General features: G+C 61.8%; 15 protein-coding genes. 8 read left to right on the forward strand and 7 right to left on the reverse strand.

All coding sequences use genetic code 11. The features are described from left to right. Window positions 1–69: 69 nt before the first annotated feature. Entirely contained in the window at window positions 70–2052 is a 1983-nt protein-coding gene (locus ACIK7D_RS13900; protein WP_400156558.1) for a phosphatase PAP2 family protein, read from the forward strand. 56 nt (window positions 2053–2108) lie between these two features. Here the strand turns inward: ACIK7D_RS13900 and ACIK7D_RS13905 are convergent, their stop codons facing one another. The 5 genes from ACIK7D_RS13905 to ACIK7D_RS13925 form a co-directional block, all read right to left on the reverse strand. Continuing rightward, complete coding sequence (locus ACIK7D_RS13905) at window positions 2109–3332, reverse strand: MFS transporter (protein ID WP_104679926.1); 1224 nt, start codon at window positions 3330–3332, stop codon at window positions 2109–2111. Continuing rightward, entirely contained in the window at window positions 3332–5761 is a 2430-nt protein-coding gene (locus ACIK7D_RS13910) for a TonB-dependent siderophore receptor (protein WP_104679927.1), read from the reverse strand. Before ACIK7D_RS13910 ends, ACIK7D_RS13905 begins: the two co-directional genes overlap by 1 nt. Window positions 5762–5871: 110 nt before the next feature. Beyond that, window positions 5872–6840 carry a FecR family protein gene (locus ACIK7D_RS13915; protein WP_104679928.1) on the reverse strand — a complete coding sequence of 323 codons (969 nt, stop codon included), beginning with the start codon at window positions 6838–6840 and terminating at the stop codon, window positions 5872–5874. Between the two features lie 84 nt (window positions 6841–6924). Next, window positions 6925–7431, reverse strand: coding sequence for an RNA polymerase sigma factor (locus ACIK7D_RS13920; RefSeq protein WP_104679929.1), 507 nt, complete (start codon window positions 7429–7431; stop codon window positions 6925–6927). A gap of 197 nt (window positions 7432–7628) precedes the next feature. Continuing rightward, window positions 7629–8777 (reverse strand): ROK family protein, encoded by a 1149-nt coding sequence (locus ACIK7D_RS13925; protein WP_400156559.1) that lies wholly within the window; start codon window positions 8775–8777, stop codon window positions 7629–7631. 145 nt (window positions 8778–8922) lie between these two features. Here ACIK7D_RS13925 and ACIK7D_RS13930 point away from each other — a divergent pair, with 145 nt between their 5' ends. The 6 genes from ACIK7D_RS13930 to ACIK7D_RS13955 all read left to right on the forward strand — a co-directional run bounded on the left by ACIK7D_RS13930 (window position 8923) and on the right by ACIK7D_RS13955 (window position 14720). Next, the gene (locus tag ACIK7D_RS13930; protein ID WP_400156560.1) at window positions 8923–10152 is read left to right on the forward strand and encodes an extracellular solute-binding protein; all 1230 of its coding nucleotides are present in this window, start codon (window positions 8923–8925) and stop codon (window positions 10150–10152) included. Window positions 10153–10237: 85 nt separating this feature from the next. Next, window positions 10238–11278: an ABC transporter ATP-binding protein gene (locus ACIK7D_RS13935; RefSeq protein WP_400156561.1), complete on the forward strand. Its 1041-nt coding sequence runs from the start codon at window positions 10238–10240 to the stop codon at window positions 11276–11278. Continuing rightward, the gene (locus ACIK7D_RS13940; RefSeq protein WP_104679932.1) at window positions 11278–12132 is read left to right on the forward strand and encodes an ABC transporter permease; all 855 of its coding nucleotides are present in this window, start codon (window positions 11278–11280) and stop codon (window positions 12130–12132) included. Before ACIK7D_RS13935 ends, ACIK7D_RS13940 begins: the two co-directional genes overlap by 1 nt. Continuing rightward, window positions 12132–12995 carry an ABC transporter permease gene (locus tag ACIK7D_RS13945; RefSeq protein WP_400156562.1) on the forward strand — a complete coding sequence of 288 codons (864 nt, stop codon included), beginning with the start codon at window positions 12132–12134 and terminating at the stop codon, window positions 12993–12995. Before ACIK7D_RS13940 ends, ACIK7D_RS13945 begins: the two co-directional genes overlap by 1 nt. A 46-nt stretch (window positions 12996–13041) precedes the next feature. After that, window positions 13042–13938: a glycerophosphodiester phosphodiesterase family protein gene (locus tag ACIK7D_RS13950; protein WP_400156563.1), complete on the forward strand. Its 897-nt coding sequence runs from the start codon at window positions 13042–13044 to the stop codon at window positions 13936–13938. Beyond that, complete coding sequence (locus tag ACIK7D_RS13955) at window positions 13935–14720, forward strand: inositol monophosphatase family protein (protein WP_400156564.1); 786 nt, start codon at window positions 13935–13937, stop codon at window positions 14718–14720. Before ACIK7D_RS13950 ends, ACIK7D_RS13955 begins: the two co-directional genes overlap by 4 nt. A gap of 105 nt (window positions 14721–14825) precedes the next feature. Here the strand turns inward: ACIK7D_RS13955 and ACIK7D_RS13960 are convergent, their stop codons facing one another. Continuing rightward, a complete protein-coding gene (locus tag ACIK7D_RS13960; RefSeq protein ID WP_400156565.1) occupies window positions 14826–15575 on the reverse strand; it encodes an SDR family oxidoreductase in 750 nt (249 codons plus the stop codon). Window positions 15576–15670: 95 nt separating this feature from the next. Here ACIK7D_RS13960 and ACIK7D_RS13965 point away from each other — a divergent pair, with 95 nt between their 5' ends. Continuing rightward, on the forward strand, window positions 15671–16579 hold the full coding sequence (locus ACIK7D_RS13965; RefSeq protein ID WP_400156566.1) for an AraC family transcriptional regulator: 909 nt from the start codon (window positions 15671–15673) through the stop codon (window positions 16577–16579). Window positions 16580–16607: 28 nt separating this feature from the next. Here the strand turns inward: ACIK7D_RS13965 and ACIK7D_RS13970 are convergent, their stop codons facing one another. Further along, a complete protein-coding gene (locus ACIK7D_RS13970; RefSeq protein WP_400156567.1) occupies window positions 16608–17210 on the reverse strand; it encodes a flavin reductase family protein in 603 nt (200 codons plus the stop codon). Window positions 17211–17221 lie beyond the last annotated feature (11 nt).

A 17221-nucleotide genomic window follows, 5' to 3' on the forward strand; every position in this document is an offset into this window, starting at 1 on the left:
TGAGGCGCGCGGAACGCCGCGCCGCCTGTTTTCGTCACGCGTCACTCGCTGAAAATCATAGGATTCGTCATGGCCAGACTGAAGATGTCGTCTTTTCTTTCCGCACGCTCGAGCCTGTTCGCCTCCGTCGCATTGCTGGTTCTGGTTCCGGGCGCGCAGGCGTTCGATCGCACCGGGCCGGCAGGACAGGGTTATGCGATTACGGTGCCGGAACCGGCGGCAACATATCCGCTGCCGCTTGCCGACAATTATCGCAACCAGACCGGCAAGAACGAGAAGGGCGAGGCGGTTCGCGCCTATGATGACCGGGACAACCCGATCATCGAAATCCTCTCCGGTTTCAAGCGCATCTGGACGCTCGGCGATGAAAAATGGGCGGATGGCGGCGCCAATGGCGATGGCCCGGCGGATTTCAGCCATGTGAAGATTGTCGATCCCGCTGTCTGGCAGGAAAACATGCGTTACGTGCTGTCCGTCACCGGCGAGAACCGCACCCGCGCTGCGGCCTTCGAAGCCTATATGAACGACCGGCGTTCGCAGGGTTACAGCGTCATCGACGGCATGGGGCCGCTTGCCGCCTGGTATCGCGAAGGGGCGGGCGCGACGACGACGATCAATCATACGCTTTCGGATTTCGACCCGAACGAGGTCATCACCCGCAAGGAGGACGACAAGGGCACCGAAGCGGGTGCAGCCGATAGCGAACTGAAGGATTTCGTTGCCTTCATGAAGGTGATCCGCGGCCCGGAAGGCACGACGTCGCCGGCGAAATATTTCTATTCCTCACCACGGCCCTGGCGCATGAACGACAAAGGCGAGGTGATCGAGACCGGTAAGGAAACGATTGGCGACCGCAGCTTCGAAAGCCATGACCGCGATCCGGGCGTCATCGTGCCGGCGCTTAAATATGCGCGGGAAAATCGCGGGCGCGGCAAGGATGGCGGTTTTCCGAGCGGGCACACCAATGCCGCCTATCTGGCCGCCATCGCCTATGCCTATGCGGTGCCGGAGCGCTTTTCCGAATTGCTGACGGCGGCTTCCGAACTCGGCGAGAGCCGCATCGTCGCCGGCATGCATTCACCACTCGACGTGATCGGCGGCCGCATCACCGCAACCGCCATGGCTGCCGCCATGTTGCAGGACCCCAAAAATGCCGAGGTGAAGAAGGCCGCGCATGCGGCCTTGCAGGCCTATTTCGCCAAACGCCTGCCGCAGGGCCAGTCGCTCATCGATTTCGCCCATGGCGCAAAGCCGGATGTCGACCAATTTGCCGATGCGGCGAAGAACGGGGCGGATTATCGCAGGCGCATGACCTATTCCTTCAGCCGCGACAAGGCCGCAGGCGATGCGCCGATGGTGGTGCCGAAGGGGGCGGAGGTCCTGCTGGAGACGCGTCTGCCCTATCTCGATGCCGCCCAGCGGCGCGCCGTGCTGTTTTCCACCGGCATCGAGGCCGGTTATCCGCTGCTGGATGACAGCAATGGCTGGGGCCGCATCAATCTGGTCGCTGCCGCCAGCGGTTACGGCGCGTTTGACGGCGACGTCGAGGTGACGATGGATGCTGCCGCCGGCGGGTTCAATGCGGCGGACAGATGGACGAACGATATTGCCGGGGCAGGGCGTCTCGTCAAATCCGGCAGCGGAACGCTGACACTTGGCGGCCATAACAGCTATGGCGGCGGCACCATTCTCAGGGAGGGAACGTTGGTGGCGTCGTCCGCCGATGCGCTTGGAACCGGCGGCGTGCTGGTCAGCGGCGGCACGCTTTCGCTCGGCGGAGAGACGGATCTTGTCATCGGCGGCGACTATGCGCAGTCGGGCGGCACGCTGGCGGTCGATCCGAAAAAGGCTGCGCTTCGGATCAAGGGCAATGCGGTGCTGGACGGCGCGGCGCTGAAGCTCGTTTTCGATGGCGGCGCGCCGGCCGCCGGCACGCGGTTCGACGTGATTTCCGCCAACGGTCTGACCGGAACCTTTACCTCGATAGATGCGGGCAGCGTGAAGCTGCGGCCGGTCTATACCGGCTCGGCACTGTCGGTGGTGGTCGAATAGGCCGATGCAGGAGGCCTGCCGGGCGCGGTTTAAGCCGCCGCGCCCGGGGCTTCGGTTCAGGAATTCTGCCGTCGCATGAGCAGGAAGATGACCGGTGCGGCGAGCACGGAAACGATAGCGGCAATGATGAAGGAGGCCTGATAGCCGAATTTTTCGGCAATCGCGCCGGCGCCCAGCCCGCCGATCATGCCGACAACGCCATCCATGCACTGGAACAGGGTGAAATCGACCCCGGCCTGCCGGGGGTCGGACCAGCCCATGAAGCAGGCGTAAAGCGCGACAAAGCCGATGGACATGATGCCCGACGAGCTTGCCACCGCAACCGCCATGACGACCCATTGCGAAATATCGCGATGAACGCTGAAATAGGCGAAAAGGCACAACAGCGCCGTCTGCACGAAGATGGCGATGAGCAGGATTCGTGACGCACCGTAGAGGCGTACCAGCGTTCCGCCGAGCAGCGCGCCGGCGAAACCGACGATCATGCTGCCCACGCCATTCAGTGCGCCGATTGTGGCGAGATCGAAGCCGTAATCGACCAGAAACGGGCCGAGCATCGCCAGACCCCATTTCTGCGCCGCGACATAAACGGCCGCGACCAGAAGGCCGGTGCGGACTTCCCGCCGCTTGAGCGCGTTTTTGATCGATGGCAGGTGGTCCCGTGTTTGCGTGACCGTTCTTGCCGCCGGGCCGAACAGGAAGGGGAGTGCGAGCAGGATGACCAGCCCGGCCATGACCAGCGTGGCGCTGGTCCAGCCGGCGCGCTCCACCAGCACCAGAAACAGGCCGGCGCCGATGGCGGAACCGAGATAGGAGCCGCCCACCTGTGCGGCATTGCCCCAGCCATGATGCTCTTCCGCCAGCGTTTCGACTGCGTAGCCGTCGCAGGCGATGTCCACGGTCGCCGTCACCAGCGCGATCACCGACAGGATGGCGATTGCGACGGAAACCGGCGACGGGCCGGTGAAGGCAAGAACAGCGAGGCCGCAGGCGCAGGCGACGATGCCCGTGCCGACGATCACCCGCGACCGGTTCCTGCCGACGGGCGGCAGCCGGTAACGCTCCACATGCGGCGACCAGAGGAATTTCAGCGCCCAGGGCAGAACGACGAGATAAAGCAGGCCGATCTGGTCCAGCGGCAGTCCGGCGGTTCTGAGCACCGCCGGCAGCCCGAGAAAGGTCAGCCCGCCAATCACGCTCTGGCCGACATAAAGCCCACCGACCGCCACGAAGACGGCGGCCGGCGACGGCTTGGTTGTGGCAGGGTTCTGCTGCAGCATCAGAAGCGATACCGGATGCTGCCGACGACCTTGCGGCCTTCGTCATAATAGCAGAAGCCCGTGGTGCAGACCTGTTTCACCTCGTCGAGAAGGTTGGTGGCATTGATCTGCAGTTTCACGCCTTCCAGCGAGGGCAGGGCCTTGCCAAGATCGTAGCGCAGCGATGCATCGACGAAAGTGCGGGCCTCATTGTCGAGAATGGGCGTGTGCTGGTTGTCGCCGAAGCTCGATCCGACATAACGCAGCCCCGCGCCGATGCCCAGACCTTCGAGCGCTCCGCTCTGGAACTCGTAGTCGGCCCACAGCGAGAAGGTATGATAGGGCGAGGAATTGAGCTGCTTGCCCACCGTTTCCGACGTCAGTTTGGTGATTTCGACGTCGTTATAGGAATAGGAGCCGATGAGGCTCCAGCCATTGTCGAGCGAGGCCGTGGCTTCGAGTTCCACGCCGCGCGAGCGCAGGTCGAGCTGGCGCAGCAGGTTGATGCCAGACGAGGTCTCGTAGACCGTCGCATTGTCCTGATCGAGATTGAAGAAGGCGGCGCTCAGCAGGGCGTTATATTGCGGCAGGGCATATTTCACGCCGAGTTCATATTGCTTGCCGACCGTCGGCTGCGCCTGGCCCGTTACCGTTCCCGTGGTGATGATGACGCCCGGATTGGCGACGAAGGAGGTGCCGTAGCTGACATAGGGCATCACGCCGCTGTCAAAGACATAACCGAGGCTGGCGCGGCCGGTCGTCTTGGTTTCATCGCCGTCATAGGTGGGAGCCGTTGCGTCTCCGACGGTCTGGGCCTGATATTCGGTGTCCAGCCAGTCGTGACGAATGCCGGCCGTCAGGCGCCAGCGGTCGATTTCGACCTGGTCCTGCGCATAGATGCCGAGCGTGTTCATCCGCTGGGTCAGTATCAGCGATACGTCAGGCACATAGGTGAAGGTGTCGGTGAAGGGGCTGGTGCCATTGCCCTGTTTCGAGGTGTAGGACATGTGGCTGAAGTCGATACCGGTCAGCAGCGTATGTTTCGCCGGGCCGGTGTCGAATTCGGTCTTCAGGTAATTGTCGGCGGAGACGCCTTCATTGTCCTCGATGGTGATGCCGGGATAGTTGGCGAAGACCCATTGCTGGTCGGCCGAAAGCCCGGAATAACGCGCCTTGCTGTAGAAGGTGACGTTGTCGTTGATTTCATGCTCGAACTCATAGCCGATACGCCATTGTTTCTGCTCGAAATCATTAAAACGGGAATCGCCGCCATAAACCGGCGTCGCGCCGATCGACTTGCCGTCGCTGCCGTAATTGTTGATGTATCCCCAGGTGCCGCCGGTGGTGCTGTCCATATATTCGCCGAGCAGCGTCAACTTGGTGCCGGCATCCGGCTGGAAGGTGAAGGCCGGCGCGATGAACAGCCGGTCGTCCTTGATGGCGCTGATTTCGTTGCGGCCGTCGCGGGCCACCCCGGTCAGGCGGTAAAGCATGGTCTTCTCGTCATCGACGGCACCGGAAAGATCGAAAGCGCCCTGCACGCGGCCGAAGGAGCCATATTGCAGCTCCACCTCGCGCAGCGTCTCTTCGGTCGGGCGTTTCGAAATGATATCGACAATGCCGCCGGAGCTGCTGGCGCCATAGATGGAGGCGGCCGGGCCGCGCAGGATGGAAACCGCTTCCACGCCATAGGGCTCGAGCCGGGCGCTGCCGTTCTGGCTGCTGACCTGCCGCAAGCCGTCGCGGAAGATGCCGGTGGTGCTGAGATCGGTGCCGCGCACCTTGAAGGCGTCGAAACGCGGCTCCGCGCCATATTGGCCGATGCGCGCGCCGGGCGTGTAGTTCAGCGCTTCCGAGAGGTTCTGCGGCTTCAGGTCGTCGAGCTGCTTGCGGCTGACGGTGGTGATCGACTGGGCGGTTTCGGCAACCGGCGTATCGGTCTTGGTGGCGGTGCGGCCGGATTTGCCGACATAGCCATTGCTTTCGATGATGCCTCTGGCGCCTTCAAGGCCGGTGCCCTGCACGGTAATCGGCGCAAGCAGGGTGCTGCCGGCGGCAGCCGAACCGCCGCTTTCGCCGGTCTGGCTGGCGGGATCGAAAATGCGGACGGTGTTGCCGCCGGCCAATGCGTAGTTCAGTCCCGATCCGGCCAGAAGCCCGCTGACGGCTGCCGATACGCTGAGCGTGCCCTTGACGCCGGCCGTGCTGCGGCCCCTGGTGATCGCGGAGGGGTAGACCATGCGCAGATTGGCCTGACGGCCGAAGCTGAGAATGGCGTTTTCCAGCGGCCCTGCGGGAATGGAGACGGTGACGGTGGCGGGTGCGCCGCTTGCGGCGGGCGGTGTCTGCGCGCTGGCGGTCGTGGCGCCCGGACCCGCCGCGACGATACCCCCGATGATCGCCGTCGTCGTCAGCCAGAACCAGCCGCGTGCCTGCTTGCCCAAATTCATGTCATTCCCTCTCACTCGTGATCTCATGCAGCCCGATTAAACGGGTCCTGATTGCCTAGAGTGAAAAGGCGGGCCGACTCCTGACGTCGGATTCGCGAAAAAAAGTTATTTTATCGCGAGCGGACGAGAACCAGCATTCCGGAAAGCCGCGATACCGAAACGGGAAGGCTCTCTTCGAGAATGGTGAGCGCCTGATCCGTGTCCTTGAGGTCGAAGATGCCGGAGACGTGCTGCCTCGCCGCCGCCTCATCGAGGATGACAATGCGGCCCCGGCGATATTGCGAGAGAATATCGAGAACCTCGCGCAGCGGCTGGCCGGAAAAGACGAGCTTGCCTTCGCGCCAGGCCATGCTGTTGGCGACATCCTTGCGGGCGCGCACCAGCCTGCCGTCGCCGCCAAGGGTCACGGCCTCTCCGGGCGTGAGCACAGCGATCTCGACGCCTGCGGTCACCTCCACCCGGCCTTCCTCCACCTGCACCTCCTGCGGCAGCGCGCCATTGCCGGTGCGCACCGAATAATGGGTTCCGAGCGCCTTTGCCGTCAGCGCTCCATCCTCGACGATGAAGGGCCGCTCCGGGTTTTTGGCGACATCGAAATAGGCCTCGCCGCGAAGAAGGGTGATGCGCCGTTCCTTTTGCGAATAATGAACTGCAATCGCGGTATCGGTGTTCAGGCTGATGCGGCTCCCGTCTTCCAGCGAAAGCATGCGTGTTTCGCCGATTTCGGTGTAATAATCCGCCTGCCAGCGGTCCTTCAATCCGCTTTTCTCCGCAAACAGCGCCGCAAGCCCGATGAGGCAGAGACCGGCAACGCCCGCCAGCATTGCCCGGCGAGGTCCGCGCCGTTTTCGCTGTTCAACCGGTGCAAGCTCGATATCGCCAAGCTCGCCCCATAGGCTCTGCATGTCCTCATAGGCGCTGGCATGGGCGGCATCGGCCCGCAGCCAGACATGAAACGCCTCGCGCTCCGCTTCCGTCGCGTCTGCCGATTGCATGCGCGCCACCCACAACGCGGCCTCTTCGGCCAGAGCCTCATCGGTCAAGCCGTTATCCTTCAGACCGTCCGGGCGCTTGTTCATGTCCTGATCTGCCGTTTGTTGCGTGCTGAGATGTGGTCCTTTTCCCTTATAGAGTGAAAAAGGATGCGAACACCTGATGCCGGTCTACATTTTTATTTGCGCGCGGACCTGACGGCAGTGCAGCAGCGCCTTGATGATGTGTTTTTCCACCATGTTGCGGGAAATGCCGAGACGGGCGGCGATTTCGCCATTGGAATGGCCATGCAGGCGGCTGAGCACGAAGACCTGCTGGCAACGCTTGGGCAGTGCCTCGATGGCCCGCGCCATCAAAATAAGGTGCTGCCGCCCGACGACGATCCGCTCCTGCCCCGGCTCTTCGCAGGCAACGGCAAAACCCGCTTCGTAAGGTGCGAATAACGGCCGCTCGCGCGACTGGCGAATGGCGGTCAGGCGGGCGACGGACCGGGCGATCTGGAAAAGATAGGCCTGTGGATTGTCGATCAGCGTCGCATGAGAAACCTCCAGCGCCCGCAGCAGGGTTTCCTGCATGGCGTCGGCAGCGTCTTCCCGGTTCTGCAAGCGCCGGCGGAAAAACCGCATCAGGCGGCTTTCCTCCTCGGCATCGAGAACCTGTAACAGGGCTTTGCTCATCAATCGACCCGGTGGCGTATTGGCCTGGCGCATGAAGCAGCCGGATACGCTGCGTCATGTCGCGATAAACATGATATTTCTAATCATATTTATCGCCTTCGGATGCAAGCTGCCAACCAGTAAAAAACCGGGGGCGAAATCAGGCTCACGTTTCCGTGATGATTGTTGCGGGATTACATCAGGCCGTTTGGGCTGAGTTACAGGAAATAACGCACCCTGAGCGGCAGCAGCGCCGCGCCGAGAGCCGAGGGATCGCCCTTAGCCTCGCCAAGAACCAGCTTCGCCTCCTTCGGGCCGACACCATAACGATGTTCGCGCCGGGAGGGCATGTGCGTGCGTTCGATCATCATCCGGCCCAGCGCACGCGGCAATTGCCCGCCAAAGACGATGGCCTGCGGATCGAGAACCGCGATCAGGCTCGCCACCAGCCTGTCCACCTGCGGCATCGTCTCGGCGAGCCACTCCTCGACGCCCGGCCATGCGGGGTCGAATTGCTGATAGAGCGCTTCGATGGAATGGATGTCGACGCCGTTTTTCTGGAGCGTGGCGATCAGATATTGCAGGGCCGGGCGTTTGGGCGATTCATCCGGGCTGTATATGCCGCTGAATTCGCCGGCATTGCCATGAAAGCCGTGAAACGGCTGGCCACTGAGGATCAACCCGCCGCCGAAACCGTAATTGAAGGACAGATAAGCGAAGGTATGGCACCAGGAGCCGACACCGCGAAGACTTTCGCCGATCGCGCCGGTGGTGGCATTGTTCTCCAGCCAGACCGGCAGGCGGAACCTCTCTTCGAGGATCGGCTTCAGGTCCATTAACGACCAGTCGCGCAGGGGCTCAGGCGCATTGAAGGCGCGGTCTTCCGACACGAAGAAGCCGGACATTGAAAAGCCGAGGCCAAGCAGGCGCTCCCGCGGGATGCGATGTTCCGAGAGCAGCCTGTCGAGGGCCAGAGACAAAGCGACAAGCGTCTCCTCCCGGTCCTCCGGAAGCATCTTCAGTTTTTCTTCGACGACCACGTCGCAGCGAAGATCGGCGATACAGATCACGACGGAGTCGGTGTTGATGGAAATGCCAAGCGAATAGGCCGCTTCCGGCACCAGTTCGATGGTGGGGCTCGGCTGGCCGCGCGTGCCCTTGAGCGGCGCGCCGGTTCGCAGAAGCCCGCGCTCCAGCAGACCTTCGATCAGCCGATGCACGGACTGCTGGGTCAGGTTGGTGTGACCGGTGATCGATGCGCGGGCGATGGGGCCGTGGCGGCGGATGATATCCAGAATGAGACGCTCATTCTCGCTGGCAAGCGGCTGGCGATCGAAGGTCTGGTGCGGCGTCTGATCTGTTGTCATGGCCTTGGATAACGGCTGTGCGGGGCGGCGGCAACACGGGGCATTGGTTTGCGACAGCATTTTTCACTGGACTGTCACAAATATTACACTTAGAGTGTATTAATAAGGGGCCGGTCTACAACGGGTCCCCAGGAGGAACCATTCAATGCGCATGAAATTTCTTGCGATCGCCACGCTTGCGCTGGCGACGACGGCAGCGCCGTGCCTTTCCGCTGACAGCAATATGAAAAACCTCGACTTCGATCTTTCGAAGGTCACGCGCGACAATTTCTACGACATCGTCGTTCCCGCGGCCAAAGCCGAGGGCTCGGTGACGATGTATAATTTCGCCGGCAGTTTTGCCGATACGTGGAAGGAACTGATCACCCGTTTCGAAGCCAAATATGGCATCAAGGTCGCCTATAGCGACGTGAAGGGCGATCAGGCGAACCAGCAGCTGATCGCGGTGCAGGCGGCAGGGCAGGATTCGCCCGTCGATGCTTATTTCGCCGGTGGCGGCAGCTATCCGCTGCTGTCTGCCAAGGGTGTTGTCGGCAATATTGCGCTGACGAAAATCCTGCCGAACATGGCCAACTACAATCCGGAACTGGCCGAAACCGTCTTCGGCAAGGCGCATGGCGGCAGCTTCCCGCTGGTGCATCTCAACCAGACCGCAATCGGTTACGATTCCGCCTTCGTGAAGGCCGAGGATGTGCCGAAAAGCTTCGAGGATCTTCTCATCTGGGCCGAAAAGAACCCCAAGCGGCTTGGCGTCACCCTGCCGGCCAAGGGCGGCTCGGGCGGCGGTTTCATCTATTCGGTGGCTCTCAATTATCTCACCGGCGACTGCCGCAAGCAGCTGACCGACTATAACCAGACGCTGCAGCAGGCCGAAGACTGGGCGATGGAGTCCGAGTGCCTTACGCCTGTCTGGGATTATTATCGTCGTCTTCTCGCCGTGGCTGAGCTGACCAATGGCAATGCCGATACGCTCAACCTCATCAACAATCAGCAGCTTTACATGGGCACCGTCTGGGAAGATCAGGTCATGAGCTTCCTCGGCACCAAGCAATTGCCCGACAGTTTCCGCGTCACGCTTCTGGAAAAGGGGCAGGTTGGTTCGGGCGATGCCATGTTCGTGCCCGCCAACGCCAAGAATGTCGCCTCGGCGCTGCTTCTGATCGACATGGCGATGAGTAAGGAATTCCAGCTCTGGAAGCTGGAAAACAAGGCCTCCCGTTCTCCACGCGCCGATGTCACCAACGATCTGATGCCGAAGGCTGTGCAGGAGCATGTGCTGCCCCAGAGCGTCTATCCGCGCCTGTCGCTGCCGGCTTTCTGGGACATGTCGACGGCGCTTGCCGAAGCGCTCGATGAAAAAGTCCTCAACCAGTAACGCCATCAGGATGACCGGATCGTGCGGCCGCAAGTGCCATGCTCGGTCCGGATACCCTTGGTCAAAAATATGAGGGAGGCTCGCCATGAGTGAACTCGAGATCAGCAATATCTGCAAGGACTACGGGGCGAGCCGGGCGCTTCATCCCGTGTCGATTACCGTCGAGCGGGGCGAATTCGTCACCATTCTTGGGCCCTCGGGTTGCGGCAAGTCCACGCTTTTGCGCATCCTCACCGGCATCAGCCAGCCTTCGGGCGGTGAAATCCGGCTCGGCGGCAAGCGCATCGATCAGGCACCGCCGGAAGCGCGCGATATCGCCATGGTGTTCCAGTCCTATGCGCTTTTCCCGCATATGTCGGTCGCCAAAAATCTCGGCTTCGGCCTGAAGATGAAGAAGGTCGCGAAGGACGAGCGGGTGCGGCGCATCGCCCATGCGCTTGATATCTGCAATCTCACCGGGCTGGTGGATCGCATGCCTCGGCAATTGTCCGGCGGCCAGCAGCAGCGTGTGGCGCTCGCGCGGGCCATTGTCATGCAGCCAAGCCTGCTTCTGTTCGACGAGCCGCTTTCCAATCTCGATGCCAAACTTCGCGACACACTGCGCCATGAGCTGACCGAGCTTCACCGCCGCATCGGTGCGACAAGCCTTTATGTGACGCATGATCAGGCCGAAGCCATGGCGATGTCGGACCGGATCGTCGTCATGAATGCCGGCCGGGTGGTCGAGATCGGCACGCCGCTCGAGCTTTATCGTGCGCCGAAACACGCCTTTACCGCCGGCTTTCTCGGCCAGACCAATCTTCTGCCCGTATCCGCCGAGGGTCAGCAGGCGCAATTGCCCTGGGGCCAGTGCGTGACGCTTGATCGGGTTGCCGCCGGCAATGTCCAGATTTCCGTTCGTCCGGAAAATATTCACATCCGCGCCGATCAGGCCGGTGAGGGCACGGTTTCCGCCGTTTCCTTCATGGGCGCCAATGCGCTCTATACGGTCGAGATCGGCGGCCGCCAGATAAGGGTCAGCCAGTCCGGCGCGGAAACCCTGATCGACGCCGGGCAAAGGGTGGCCCTGCAGTTTCCCGGTTCGGTCCATCTTCTCGATGACAGGATGGCGGGGGAGGCGGCATGATGGCCCGGCTTCTGCGTGACAGGCGCGCCCAGCTTCTGTTCCTGCTCTTGCCGGGTGTTGGGTATCTTCTGGTCTTCTTCGGCGGGCCTCTGCTGTCGGCGCTGATCGGCAGCTTCAGGCAGGAGGATGGCGGCTTCACGCTGATGTTCTATGAGCGGATTTTCACCCGCGCGTCGATGATCCGGGGGCTCACGACCTCCATCTATTATGGTGTCATGCCTGTCATCGTCTCGCTTGCGGCCTCGGTGCCGCTGGCGCTTCTGATCCGCAAGAGCTTTCTCGGACGAAAACTGTTCAGCGGCCTTTACAAGCTGCCGATGGCGGTGCCGGGCATCATCGTCGGCCTGATGGTGATCGTGGTTTTCGAAAGGGGCGGGTTCCTCGACCGGTTGGTCGCGCCGCTGGGGCTCGAACTGCCCAAGCTCGTGCGTGATGACTGGGGCATCGGCGTCATTCTCGCCAGCGTCTGGAAACAGATACCTTTCATGACGCTGATCATCACCAGCGCCTTTGCAGCCATTCCCGAGGATATACGTTATGCTTCCCGCACGCTTGGCGCTTCGCGGCTGAAGACATTTTTCTTCGTGGAAGTACCGCTCGCCATGCCAGGCATCACGGCCGCCATTCTTCTCACCTTCATCGGTTCCATGGGCTCTTACGCCATTCCGGATATCGTCGGCCCGCCGACGGCCCGGCCGCTTTCGGTGCTGATGGTCAAGGAATTCAATCAGGGTCGGTTTAATCAGGTCTATGCCATGGGCATGGTTCTGAGCCTCTTCGCGGTCTCCGTGCTTATTCTTTATTATTCCCTCACATCCCGCATCGGCCCCGGGCAAAACCGAGGAGACGCATGATGAGTGTTATCACCACCGACCCCGCCATCACTCCCCGCCGCCGCGCCTTCACGCCCGAGGACCGGATTTTTGTCTCGATCGGGCTGTATGGCGCGCTGACGCTCGCCATCGCCGTGCCGCTGGCGCTGATGTTTCTCTGGAGCATTGCCGACGGCTGGTCGCCGCCGCTTGTCGTGCCGAAGGATTATACCACGGCGCGCTGGGCAAGCATCCTGAGCGACGGCAGCCTCATCCGCGCCGCCGTCAACAGCATCGTCATCGCCATCGTCGTCACCTTCCTGACGGCAGTCATCGCTCTTCCGACCGCCTGGGCGATGGCGCGGTTTCCCTTCCGGCTGAAGCGGCTGGTGGAAATCTTCATTCTGGCGCCGATCATTATTCCAGGGCTGGTCGTCGCCGTCGGTATCGGGCAGGTGTTCCTGCTTTTCGGCCTCGCCTATTCGGTAACGGGGGTCATCCTCGTGCAGATCGTCGGTACCCTGCCGCTGATGATCCGGCTGATGACGGCGGCGCTGGAGACCATTCCAGACGACCTCATCCATGCCGCCCGTTCGCTCGGCGCAGGAACAGTCGGCATCGTCCTCCATATCATATTGCCGCTGGCGGTGCCTGGGCTTCTGGCCGGCGGGTTGATGTCCTTCATCGGCAGCTTTGAGGAGTTTGACAAGTCCTTCATCGTCGGCGCGCCCGTCGTCGAGACGCTGCCGATCAAGCTTTACATGTATCTCGATCCCTATTCGATGCAGCTGCCGCTCGCCTCCATCGTCTCCTTCATCCTGCTTCTTCCCGCACTCATCGTCTTCATCATCGCCGGCCGCATCCTGCGCGACGACCTGATGGCGGCGGGCATGGGGAAAATCTGATCCGGGCGCTCAAACCCGGTAATTGCAACGTCCGAAAGTGAAAACCATGCACCAGACCCTTGCCACCTCCCGAAAGACTTCCACTCCCTGCAATGTGCTTGCGCTCTGCACCCGCGACAATGCGGCTATCCTGACCGTCGCCCATCGCGGCTTCTGGACGGCCACCGCCGAAAACTCGCTCGCCTCCGTCCGCGCCGCGGTCGCGGCCGGTGTCGAGATGATCGAGATCGACACGCAGGCGACGGCCGATGGCCGGCTGGTTGTCATTCACGATGAAACGCTCGACCGCACCACGACTGGCAAAGGGACGGTGAGCGAATTGCCGTTCGAGCTGGTTCGCGCAGCCAGGCTGAAGTCTGGCGCGGGCGGTGATGCGGCTGATGTGACCGACGAGTGCGTGCCGACGCTGGAAGAATTGCTGGAAGAGGCGCGCGGCAGGATCACCGTCAATATCGACACCAAATTCACCCGCGATCTGCCGCAGGTCATGGAAACCGTGCTGCGGCTTGGCGTCGAGGATCAGGTGCTGGTGAAGACCGATATCGATCCGGAAGCCGGCCATTTCGAAGTGCTGGATGCCGACTGGTTCGGCAAGATCCCGCATATGCCGATGTTCCCGGTCCGGAAGGGCAAGTTCGCCGAGGATCTGCGCCGTATCGAGGCACTGAACGCGCCGATGATCGAGGTGAAATTCACCGATATTGCCGATCTGGCCGAGGGCCGTGCCGAGATGGAGCGCCAGAATATCCGCCTCTGGATAAACTCGCTCGACGTATCCCATTGCCTTGATTTCAACGATACGCGTGCGCTTTCAAATCCCGAAGCCGTCTGGGGTGCTCTCGCCGAGGCCGGTGTCGGGGCGATACAGACCGATGAAGTCGAAGCCTTCACCGGCTGGCTGAAGGCGGGCGCTGGCGAAACCGGCAGGGCGTGGAAACGATGAGCGGGCGTCTCGACCGCGCCGTCGCAATTATCGAAGAAGCGATGGGCCTTGCCCTTCGCTTTTTCGAGTCGCGCGACGCCATCGCTACCCGGACGAAGGGTTTTCAGGATTTCGTCTCGGAAGCCGATGTCACGGTCGAAAGGCTCATCCGTGACCGTCTGGCGGAAGCCTTTCCCGGTGAGATGGTGCTGGGCGAAGAAATGGGCGGTGTGGCCGATGACGCCTACTGGATCATCGATCCTATTGACGGTACGGCCAATTTCCTGCGCGGTTCGCCGCTCTGGGGCATCTCGCTCGGCTTCGTGCGGAGCGGCCGACCGGAACTCGGCGTCGTCGCCATGCCGGTCTTTGGTGATATCTACGCGGCGGCGGATGGAACCGGGCTGATGCTGAACGGCAAGCCGCTTGACCGCCATGTACCCTTCGAGGCTGTGCAGGTCATGTCGCTCGGCGACAGCGCCGCCGCCGATGCGGAAGAGGTAGCGGCCCTCAATGTCGGGCTCAGGCATGCGGGCTGGGTGGTGGAATCCATCCGCTCGACATCGATTGGTCTCGCCTTTGCCGCACGCGGCATCTTCGACGGCCATCTGCAGAAGCTGACCACCATGTGGGATATCGCCGGCGGCACCGTTCTCGCACGGGAGGCGGGTCTCGATGTCCGTATCGGAACGCGCCTCGGTAGCGGCATTCCGTGGGTTGCCGCAGGAACGCCGGCATTGATGGCGGTGACGGAGGGGTTGTGGCCTGAGATCGCAGGAAGAGTGCCGGCGGAACCTGCGTGACCCTTGGTAAAGTCGATGGCGGATGTGCTGAAACATCTGCCATCTGCATATCAGCCGGCTGAAACGCCGCAACCGAGCAATGTCCGGTCCGGCCGCTATCGATCGTCAGTTCGCCCGAGACAGCGCAATTGCGTCAGGACCTGCGGGAAAACGAAGCTGGCCGGATAGGTCATGGACGGCGCTCCAGATCGCTTCGGCAACATCGCCTTCGCTGGTCGTCATGGGCGGTTTGGCGAAGCCTTCGAGGATTGGCCCTGCAAAGTCCATGTAATCGTCCGGCAGCAGCTGCTCCAGCGGCAGGATGGCGTTCGTCGTGAAGCGGGTGGTCGGGGCATAGCCCGGTTCCACCAGTTTCACCCGGATGTTGAAATGACCGAGCTCATGCGCGAGCGAGCCGGAGAAACCTTGGATAGCCTGCTTGCTGGCGGTGTAGGCGGCGGCGAGCGGGAAGGAGGCGAGCGTCGCGCTGGATGTGACGTTGATGATCGTGCCGGATCGGCGCTTTCGCATCTGCGGGATTATCGCCTGCGTCATTGCCATCAAACCGAAGCTGTTGGTGTCGAAGATCGTGCGGATCGCCGACATTGGCGTTGCTTCAAAAGCGCCGACCATGCCGATGCCGGCATTGTTGACCAGCACGTCGAGCGGACCTGCCGCATCGATCAGCGCCGCGATGCTTTGTTCGTCCGTCACATCCAGCGGCAGGACGCGCAACCGGTCCGTGTCGCCAACGAAGCGGTCGGGATCTGGATGCCGCATGGTCGCAACGACATTCCAGCCGCGCGAAAGGAAGAGCTCGGCGGTTGCCTTGCCATAGCCCGATGAGGTGCCGGTGATGAGGATCGTTCTGGTCATCATAATCTCCATTGTTCGATATGACCGGAGATAGACGATGTGTTCTGGATGATATATGCTCTTAACACCGAAATTTATTATTGATCGTCCGGAGAATGGATCCTCTTAGCGATATCATCGATCTTTTGCGGCCGAGCGCCGCCGTTTCGAAGCCGATTTCCGGACGAGGCCGATGGGGCGTGCGTTATCGCGCCTATGACGCCCCGGGTTTTGCCGTCGTCCTGGCCGGTGCCGCTTGGGTCATCATCGATGGCCGGGAACCGCTGCGGCTGGCGCGTGGCGATTTCCTGCTTTTGCCCTCCACGCCCGCCTTCTCGCTTTGCAGCGATACCGACGTCGACTGTATTCCGGTCGAACCACAAGATCAGGCGGTGCGGCATGGGGAACAGCAAGGGGAACCCGATTTCGTTGCGCTCGGAGGAAGTTTCACGTTCGAGCGGGTCAATGCGGCGCTGCTGCTTTCGTTAATGCCCGAGCTGATCCATGTGCCGGCGGGTGAGGGCGGAGCATCCCGGCTGGCGCGTCTGATCGAATTGCTGGCGGAAGAATGCGCGCGAGAGGATGCGGGCAAGGAACTGATCATCCGGCGCATGCTGGAGGTTTTGCTGGTTGAAGTGCTGCGGCGGCCGAACGCGGGCAACGAGGCTATTCCGGCGGGACTGGTGAAGGGAATGCGTTTGCCGGGGCTTGCCCGCGCATTGTCCGCCATGCACGCCAATATCCGCGCGAACTGGACTGTCGCCGAACTTGCCGGTATCGCCGGCATGTCGCGCTCGGCCTTCGCGGCGCGTTTTCATGAAATGCTCGGCTGCGCGCCGATTGAATATCTGGCCCGCTGGCGGATGGCGCTTGCCAGGGACGCGCTGATGCGCGGGGTGAAGTCGCTCGACGATATCGCGGATGAGATCGGTTATGAATCCGCCAGCGCATTCAGCACCGCTTTCCGCAGGAGAACGGGTGTCGCTCCGGGCAGCTTTGCCCGTGCGAACAGCGACAGGCACTGACCGCGCGGATTTTCCCTAGTCGTGCCGGTCACGACGGCGGCGGGAGCCTTTTCGGACCATCTAGAGGGAGTGACGTTGGATCCGTGCCGGTATAGGCGCGTTCGCTCCAGAGCAGGGCTTTGCGCAGCCGATCCGACATCGCTTCGGTTGTGGCGCCCACGAACAGTATATGGTCTGCGGCATCGATGGAACCGACAAGTTCCCAGTCCATGGACAGAAGCGCATCGGCAAGTCTGGGGCTTCCTGACGGCCAGGCAACCCAGTCTCCGACGCTGAACCGGTCCGGGTGATTTCCCTTGCCCGCAAAGACATCGGCAATCTCCTCCTGTCCTCTGGCCAGTGCCGCAACGGAGAAGCGTCGGCTCGCTGCGATGAGATCGACCATGCGGCTGCTGGCGTCGATGGAGATCATCAGAAGCGGCGGTTCTGCGCTGAGCGGCATGAAGGAGGTGATGGTGCGCCCAACCCGCTCTCCGGCATGGCAGGTCGTGGCCACCGCCACGGTGAAGGTTAGGGCGGCCATTGAATCCTTGAAATCACGCGGGGAGATCATCGGAGAGGCGCAAGCTTTCAGCGGAACATGCGCGTGATTGACCACACCGCCATCGATCAGCCTGAGATTATGAGACATGACATGCCGGG

This window comes from Agrobacterium sp. P15N1-A (genome assembly GCF_044626815.1).
Lineage (GTDB): Bacteria > Pseudomonadota > Alphaproteobacteria > Rhizobiales > Rhizobiaceae > Agrobacterium > Agrobacterium leguminum.